This window comes from Nonomuraea sp. NPDC049784 (genome assembly GCF_040659615.1).
Taxonomy (GTDB): domain Bacteria; phylum Actinomycetota; class Actinomycetes; order Streptosporangiales; family Streptosporangiaceae; genus Nonomuraea.
The window spans coordinates 1-7,468 of the sequence record NZ_JBFAMX010000512.1; the positions used below are offsets into that span (position 1 = coordinate 1).

Sequence of the window (7,468 nt, forward strand, 5' to 3'; positions counted from 1 at the left end):
CGGTCGCGGCCGTGGCGGCGCACCGTCCCGACGTGGTGCTGATGGACCTGCGCATGCCCGAACTCGACGGCGTCGAGGCCATCCGGTGGATCGGTCGTGAACACCCGCGGACCGGCGTGGTCGTGCTCACCACCTACTCCGATCAGCGGGAGATCGCGGCGGCGTTGCGCGCGGGCGCGCTCCGCTACCTGACCAAGGACGCCTCACGCGAGGACATCTACCAGGCGGTGGCCGCCGCCGCTGAGGGACGCAGCCTGCTCACCAAGCGGGTCCGCGAGTCGCTCTTCGACGCCGCTCCGCCCCCCGAGCCTCCGGACGGGTTGACGAACCGCGAGCTGGAAGTGCTCAAGCTGGTCGCGGCGGGGCTGTCCAACCGGGAGATCGTGCAGCGGCTGCGCGTGAGCGAGGCCACGGTGAAAACGCACATCAACCGCATCTTCGCGAAGATCGGGGCGCGGGACCGCGCGCAGGCCGTCCGTTACGCCTACCGGCGGGGGATCGCCTCCGACTCTCAACCCACGGGTTGACGCGAACCAACCTCCGGCTTGACGATCGGCCCCGGCCCTGCGACCTACCGTCGTCTGCCATGAGCGATGTGAGCGTATTCCTCCTCAACCTGATCATCTTCGCGATCGCCATCGAAAGCGACATCGGCCGGCGGAAGGTGGGGCTGTTCCGGCTCCTGCGCCCTGTGGCAGGGGCGGCGGCGCTGGTTCCGATCTTCTTCGACGGCTTCGAGCTGTCGGGCACCGGGCTGCTGCTCGAAGCCGCGGCCACCGTGCTCGGCCTGGCGATGGGACTGGCCGCGGTCTCGTTCATGCGGTTCGAGTACGTGCCGGACAAGCAGGCCGTGTACTCCAGGGCCGGGCTTGCCTACGTGACCGCCTGGGTCGCCATCACCCTGACGAAGGTCGCCTTCTCGTACGGCGCGACGCACGTGTTCGGTCCAGAACTGGGCCGCTGGATGGCGGCGCACGACGTGGGAGCGAACGCGCTGAAGGCGGCGATCATCCTGCTCAATGTGTCGACGATGCTGGCCAGGGTCGGCGGCATCCACGTCAGGGCAAGGGCGACGGCCGCGCCGCGACCGGCTCCCGTTCCGGCCGGCGGGCCCGGCTCTTAGCACGTGAGATCCGGGCAGCTCAACGCCACCAGGCGGTCGCTCCCGTACACGCCGTCATAGTCCCCGCGGAACTCGTTGACCAGCCACAGCTCTCCGCTCGCGGGCCAGTACGCGACATTCTGCGCGTTGCCGGGTGCGTCGCCTGTCTTTATGAGCTCTTCACGCATGAGGGTTGCCTCCTCGAGTGATCGGGTTTGAATCCTGCAGGGCCTGTCCGAGCAGGACCAGCAAGGCCTCGCCGACCTGATCAACCAGTTCGCGCACCATGAAACCGACCCCGACCGGCAGCTGACCGCCTGGGAAGCACCCGAAACTCTGGGACTCCTATTTGAGCCTCGTTAAGGTCATTGGCGAGTTCTTTCGGTGATCCGTCAACCGTTTGCTCAGACGGGAAGTTCGGTGATGCTGAGGGCGAAGTCCAAGTTCCCCACCCCGTGGTTGGCGAGGCCCACCGTGACCACGCCCGCTCCTTCCAGCCAGTGCGCCATTTTCAGGCCGCCGACGTCCAGCGGGCGCAGCCCGAGGCTCTCGATGAACGCCTCCACACTTGCCTTGGCCTGCGCATTATCGCCAGCGATGAAGACGTCGGGCCGACCCTTCTCCAGGACATGACGGAAGATGGTGTTGAACGCCTTCACCACGCTGGCGCTGGCCGGGGCCGCCTTGGCGACTTCCTGCGCGATCGAGGTCTCCTCGCGGTGGGCTAGCCCGTCGAACGTGGAATTGAAGGGATTGCTGATGTCGACGATGACCTTGCCCGCGAGAGCGTCTCCGTACTGGGCGACGACCGGCACGACACCGTCGTACAACAGGGCCACGATGACGATGTCCCCGGCCGGGGTGGTGCCCCATTCTCCCGTCGTGGCGCCGCCGCCGAGAGCCTTGGCCAGGTCAGCGGCCTTGGACTGATCGCGGCCCATGACCTCGACGGTGTTGCCGCCCGCTATCGCCCGCGCTCCGATGGTGCGGGCCATGTTCCCGGTGCCGATGATGCTGATGTTGCTCATGAGATGTCCTGCCCTGGTTGTGTGTTGTTCGGTTCAGATGGCGGTGGTGCCGCCGTCGGCGACGAGTTCCATGCCGTTGACGTAGCTGGAGTCGTCGGAGGCGAGGAAGAGGGCGGCGGTGGCGATTTCGTCGGGGCGGCCCATCTGGCCGCGGGGGATGAGGGACTCGAACTGGCGCTTTGTGGCCTCGTCGAAGAGTTCTTCCTGCTTGGCGGTGGCGACCTGGCCGGGGGTCAGGACGTTGACGCGGATGCGGCGGTCCTTGAGCTCGTTGAGCCAGACGCGGGCCCAGGCCTGCTGGACGGCCTTGCTGCCGGCGTAGACGCTCCAGCCGGGGAAGGCGCCGAGGGAGGCGTTGGAGCCGGTCATGAGGATGGAGCCGCCGTCGTTGAAGAGCGGAAGGGCTTTCTGGACGGTGAACAGGGTGCCGCGGGCGTTAAGCCCGAACCAGGTGTCGAACTGGGCCTCGGTGATCTCGCCGAGCGGGGCGGGCTCGCCCCCGCCGGCGCTGGCCCACAGCACGTCGAGGCTTCCCTTCTCCCGCTTGACGGTGTCGTACAGGCGGTCCAGGTCGTCCAGGTCGGCGGCGTCGCCCTGGACGCCGGTGACGTTGCGGCCGATCTGCTTCACGGCCTCGTCCAGGGCGTCCTGGCGGCGGCCGGTGATGAAGACGTGCGCTCCCTCGTCGACGAACAGCTTCGCGCCGGCCAGCGCCATGCCGGTGGTGCCGCCGGTGATGACCGCTACCTTGCCGTCAAGCTTTCCCATAGTCGCTCCCTTGGGTCGGTGGTGCCGTGTGCACCTGGGTGACGGCGTTATGTACACCGCTCTGTGTGCTTACGGTACGGGGCGGGCGGCCGGGGCGCAAACTATGTACACCGGTCGTTACCCAGCTTGGGTACCATGGACCCATGTCGGAGTTGGAGAAGGGCCCCACGGGCCGCCGCCGCGGCCGGGGCGCCCGCGAGCGCATCCTCAGCGCGTCCCAGCAGCTGTTCCGCGAGCAGGGCATCAACCGCACCGGCATGGACCAGCTTTGCGCGGCGGCCGAGGTGTCCAAGCGCACGGCCTACCAGCACTTCACCGGCAAGGACGAACTCGTCGCCGAGTACCTGCGCCGGTTCGACCCCTCCGTTCTGTCCGGCGTGTTCGACCGCACCGACCTCACGCCCCGCGAACGGCTCCTCGCCGCCTTCGACATCCCCCCCACCACCCCCCTGTGCCCCTACATCGCCGCCGCCGTCGAACTCCACGACCCCCAGCACCCCGCATCCCAGTACGCACGCGACTACAAGAAAGCCGTCGCCGCGCGGCTCGCCGACACCGCCCGCGAAGCCGGCGCCGCCGACCCTGAACAGCTCGGCGAGCAGCTCGCGCTGCTCATCGACGGCGCCGCGGCCCGCACGCGGGTCCTCAACGCCGACGCCTTCCCCGCCGCCGCCGCCATCGCCGCCGTCCTCATCGACAACGCCATCCCCGCCACAGCCAGCGATGACCGGCGACGGGAGGAAGTGTCAAGTTAACTTGGCACTCCGCGGCCGGGCTGGACGCGCTGCCGGTCATGCGGCTGCACCCGCTGGTACGCGACACCAGCCGCCCGGCACCTGGCCCGGACCTGCTGGCTTTTACGGAACTGGCCGCCCGCCTGCTGAAGGCCGCGGCAGAAGCGGCCGGAGAGATCGGCGACCCCGAGGACCCGCCGACGTGGTCGGCCTGGCAGCTGCTGGCCCCGCACGCTGCCGTAGTGCTGAACAGCCTCAGCGCCCTGCCGGACAGCTCAGACGAGACGATCGGGGCGGCAGCAGACGCTGCGTACATGGCGGCCCGGTACCGGGCAAGCCAGGGATCTTACGCTGCGGTTGCAGCCGAATACGGCGAGGTCTTCACCGCCCGGCTGCGGGACCTCGTCCCCGACCACCTGGACACGCGCAGAACCGCCAGGCAGATCAACTTTCTTGCGGAAAGGCAAGCTTGATCGTCCTTCACGGTGGCGTCCGGAGTCCGGTGTAAATCGGGGGCGTAGTTCCGGCTTCATGGTGAGGTTACGCGGTGCGGTGGCGGTTCGGTGTGATCGGCTTTGCGGGGCTGGTGGCGTGTTGGGGTCGGAGGTGGCCGCTGAGATCAGGGGCGTAGTGCTGTTGCGGCGGATTGGAGCAGGTGGACGAGGCTGTCGCGTTGGGTGCTGGGCCAGGAACTGAAGCGGGTGGTCAGGGTGGTGTTGATGGCCTGCTGGAATTGGCCGGTGAGCGCCTCGCCCTGGGGGGTGAGATGGACGCGGGTCATCCGGCGGTCGTTGCGGTCGGGTTGGCGGGTGAGCAGGCCGCGTCGCTGAAGCCGGTCGACCAGGCCGGTGATGTTGGTCTTGTCGCAGTGCAGCAGGGTCGCGAGCTCGCCGAAGGACGGCTGCAGATGTTGGGCGAAGCACAGCAGTTGCGCTTGCTGGGGGGTTAGTCCCAGCCGGCGGCTCGTCGTGCTGAACAGGCCGTCGATCTCCATGAAGACGCCGATCAGCGTCTCGACGAGTTCGTCATCGGGTGCGGCGGCCATAGCAGGCAGTCTACTACCTGAACAGTTGACACCCTCTACTAAACTAGTCGAGGCTATGGACTATCCATAGGATCGACTAATTGGAGGGGTTATGCGTATCGAGGATCGGGTCGCAGTCGTCACCGGCGGATCGCGCGGCATCGGACGGGCGATCAGCGACCGGCTCGCCGCGGCGGGGATGCGCGTCGTCATCGGCTCCCGCGACCAGGAGACGGCCGCGCAGGCGGTGGACCAGATCAAGGACGCGGGCGGGCTGGCCACCGCGCTCCGCACTGACATCACCCGCCCCGAGGCGGTCAAGGAGTTGTTCGATACGGCCGAGAGCCAGTACGGCCGGGTGGATGTGTGGGTGAACAACGCGGCCACTGCGACCGCTGGGCCGCTGGCCCGCGCCACCGATGACGACTTCGACCAGTACCTGCACGCCAACGTGCGGTCCACGTTCGTGGCGCTGCGCGAGGCCGCGCAGCGCATCAGCGACCACGGCCGGATCATCTTGATCTCTTCCGCGCTGACCGTGTCGCCGCTGCCCGGCATGGCACTGCTGGCCGCAAGCAAGGCCGCCGGTGACCAGCTCGCCCGCACGCTGGCCTGGGAGGTGGGCGCCAGATCCGTCACGGTCAACAGCGTCCTGCCCGGCCTGACCCGTACCGACGTCATCGACACCGTGCCCCCGCACGTCATTGACGACGCCAAGGCCCGCACACCGCTGGGCCGCCTGGGCGAACCAGCCGACATCGCCGACATCGTCGCGTTCCTGGCCTCCGACGCCGCCCGCTGGATCACCGGCCAGACCATCAACGCCGCCGGAGGCATGATCTAACGAGTTGGCGCCGGGCCAGGGCCGGATGGCGCACAATCCTAAAGACCTTGGCCACGATCACCGGACCGTCCGCAAGCTGGTTACGCGGTCGCGGTGATGGTCTGGTGATCGGCAGGGTGGAGTGGGGCGGTGTGTCGGGAGCGGAGCTGGCGAGGCGGGTCGAGGAGCGAGTGGCGCAGGTCCTGCAGGAGCCGGAGCCCTGCGGGTGTCATGGTCAGTCCGCGCCAGCCGCGGGAGGCGCGGTCAAGGACGGCCCAGGCGATGCTGATGCAGCTGGTCTCACCCGGGAACCGGCCGATGACCTTGGCGCGGCGGCGGGTCTCGCCGAAGGTGCGCTCGATGAAGTTGGAGTGGCGGATCCGCTGGTGGTGCTCGGCGGGGAAGCGTAGGTAGGCGGTCAGTCCTTCGCGGTCGGTGTCCAGGATCTTCATCGCGGCCGGGTAGGTGGCGCGGTAGCAGTCGATGAACTCGCTCAGGCGGTGGTCGATCAGCTCGACCAGTTGCGGACCGGGTCCGGTCTTCAGGTCGCTGGTGTCGAAGACGGCCCAGTAGCGGAAGAACGAGGCATCCAGGAACAGGTAGTCCAATACGACGTCATCCAGCCGCCGGCGGGCCCAGGCGTCGTACTCGGCTCTGATGGCCTTGCAGACCTCGCTGACGGTGGACTTGGAGATCGCGGCCTGGTCGCCGAGCGCGTCAGCGAGGGTGGCCTCGACGTCACGGACGGACAAGCCGCGCACGAACGAGGCGATCACCAGCGACTCCAAGGCGTGGGTCTTGGTGACGTGCTTGCCGAACAGGCGGGAGGCGAACGCGGCCGTCGTGCCGCGCAGCTTCGGCCGCTCCAGCTGGATCGGCCCGGCGGTGGTCTTCACCGTCACTTCCCGGTAGCCGTTACGCGACCCTGGCTGGGCGTCGGGGACCGAGGCGGCCCGCTGGTAGCGGTCACGGCCCAGGAACTCGGTCACCTCGGCATCCAGCGCCGTTTGAAGCAGCGGCTGCGCCCCGAGTCGGGCCACCTCCTCCAGAATCTCAGGGGCCGCTGTCGCGAACGCCGCCTGCAGAGGGTTGACCGCAAGCACGATGTACCCACATCCAGAGTGGATGTCTCACTGCGCTGCCTCGTGGCACATCCGCCGCCGAATGCGCAGGAGGCGTCGGGAGGTGCTGAGTGCGCTGCGGCCCGGTACGCCCCGCCATGTGCGTCCTCGAGCGGGACGAGGTCACTGGACCAGGCCGACATGACGGGGGCGAGGACGCGCCACGCCTCTTCGGCCTCGTCCCGCGCGGTCAGCGTGAGCGGTGCGAGGGCGTGCGCGCCGATGCCGGTCCGGTCCAAGGTCATGCTTTCCGGTTCGAGCCCGGACCTGAGCATGTTGGGCGCAGCCTCCTCACTCTCCTCGAACGGCAGATGGGGCACGGGCGGGAAGCGTACGGCGACCTCATTGCGGTCGTCTCCGAGCGCTTGCCACCGGAGCCGGAAGGTCGTGCCGGACCAGCGCCAGCTTTCGAGCTCAGCGACCTGCCCTTTTCCGGGGTCGGCGGGCGGCCAGCTCGACTCGGACGAACAGGACGGCCAGCACGGCCAGCACGGCCGAAGGGGCCAGGAGCCACAGCCAGCGCTGCGCCCACCAGCCGGCGGTTGGCTGCGCCGGCAGGGTGCCACCTAGCCCTTCATAGGCCCAGAGCACCACCAGGTACGCGGTCATGTGCCAGAGAAAGATGGTCAACGCGCCCACGTTGAGGGCCACCACCGGCTTCCAGACAGCCGGCCGGCGTAGCAGGCGCTCGGCGGCCGGCGTGACCAGGACCAGCAACCCGAGTTGAAAGACGGCCAGGGCGGCGATGGCGGCGTTGGTCGGGAAGATGTTGGATTCGGCGCCGACGGTGCCCACCATCGAGAGGGGGTAGCCCGCTCCCACTGTCAGCCCGACCAGCCCGGCCAGCCCGGCCCCGGCTACCGCCAGC

General features: G+C 68.6%; 10 protein-coding genes and 1 pseudogene. 5 read left to right on the forward strand and 6 right to left on the reverse strand.

Features of this window, described 5'->3' with window-relative positions:
- Together AB0J09_RS50040 and AB0J09_RS50045 are read left to right on the forward strand one after the other, a co-directional pair.
- Positions 1-527, forward strand: a 527-nt coding sequence (locus AB0J09_RS50040; protein WP_360708196.1) for a response regulator transcription factor, incomplete at its 5' end; no start/stop codon positions are given.
- A 59-nt stretch (positions 528-586) separates the two neighbouring features.
- Complete coding sequence (locus AB0J09_RS50045; protein ID WP_225302437.1) at positions 587-1,123, forward strand: hypothetical protein; 537 nt, start codon at positions 587-589, stop codon at positions 1,121-1,123.
- Here the strand turns inward: AB0J09_RS50045 and AB0J09_RS50050 are convergent.
- The 3 genes from AB0J09_RS50050 to AB0J09_RS50060 all read right to left on the reverse strand — a co-directional run bounded on the left by AB0J09_RS50050 (position 1,120) and on the right by AB0J09_RS50060 (position 2,898).
- Positions 1,120-1,290 carry a hypothetical protein gene (locus AB0J09_RS50050; RefSeq protein WP_360708198.1) on the reverse strand — a complete coding sequence of 57 codons (171 nt, stop codon included), beginning with the start codon at positions 1,288-1,290 and terminating at the stop codon, positions 1,120-1,122. The two genes, AB0J09_RS50045 and AB0J09_RS50050, sit on opposite strands and share 4 nt — an antisense overlap.
- Before the next feature lie 216 nt (positions 1,291-1,506).
- Positions 1,507-2,130, reverse strand: a complete 624-nt coding sequence (locus tag AB0J09_RS50055) for an NAD(P)-binding domain-containing protein (protein ID WP_360708201.1) — start codon at positions 2,128-2,130, stop codon at positions 1,507-1,509.
- Positions 2,131-2,163: 33 nt separating this feature from the next.
- The gene (locus AB0J09_RS50060; protein ID WP_031067588.1) at positions 2,164-2,898 is read right to left on the reverse strand and encodes an SDR family oxidoreductase; all 735 of its coding nucleotides are present in this window, start codon (positions 2,896-2,898) and stop codon (positions 2,164-2,166) included.
- Positions 2,899-3,041: 143 nt separating this feature from the next.
- Between AB0J09_RS50060 and AB0J09_RS50065 the strand changes: the two genes are divergently transcribed.
- Both AB0J09_RS50065 and AB0J09_RS50070 read left to right on the forward strand, forming a co-directional pair.
- Positions 3,042-3,653, forward strand: a complete 612-nt coding sequence (locus AB0J09_RS50065) for a helix-turn-helix domain-containing protein (protein WP_360708205.1) — start codon at positions 3,042-3,044, stop codon at positions 3,651-3,653.
- Positions 3,654-3,691: 38 nt separating this feature from the next.
- Entirely contained in the window at positions 3,692-4,105 is a 414-nt protein-coding gene (locus AB0J09_RS50070) for a hypothetical protein (RefSeq protein WP_360708209.1), read from the forward strand.
- Positions 4,106-4,251: 146 nt separating this feature from the next.
- Here AB0J09_RS50070 and AB0J09_RS50075 read toward each other — a convergent pair whose 3' ends face one another.
- Positions 4,252-4,677 carry a MarR family transcriptional regulator gene (locus tag AB0J09_RS50075; protein ID WP_360708212.1) on the reverse strand — a complete coding sequence of 142 codons (426 nt, stop codon included), beginning with the start codon at positions 4,675-4,677 and terminating at the stop codon, positions 4,252-4,254.
- Positions 4,678-4,768: 91 nt separating this feature from the next.
- Here AB0J09_RS50075 and AB0J09_RS50080 point away from each other — a divergent pair, with 91 nt between their 5' ends.
- Positions 4,769-5,500 (forward strand): SDR family oxidoreductase, encoded by a 732-nt coding sequence (locus tag AB0J09_RS50080; protein ID WP_360708215.1) that lies wholly within the window; start codon positions 4,769-4,771, stop codon positions 5,498-5,500.
- Between the two features lie 80 nt (positions 5,501-5,580).
- On the opposite strand, the gene AB0J09_RS50085 is transcribed toward AB0J09_RS50080, so the two are convergent.
- Positions 5,581-6,582 (reverse strand): transposase, encoded by a 1,002-nt coding sequence (locus tag AB0J09_RS50085; RefSeq protein ID WP_360708217.1) that lies wholly within the window; start codon positions 6,580-6,582, stop codon positions 5,581-5,583.
- A gap of 432 nt (positions 6,583-7,014) precedes the next feature.
- Positions 7,015-7,468, reverse strand: a pseudogene (locus tag AB0J09_RS50090) (hypothetical protein); the annotation flags it as partial.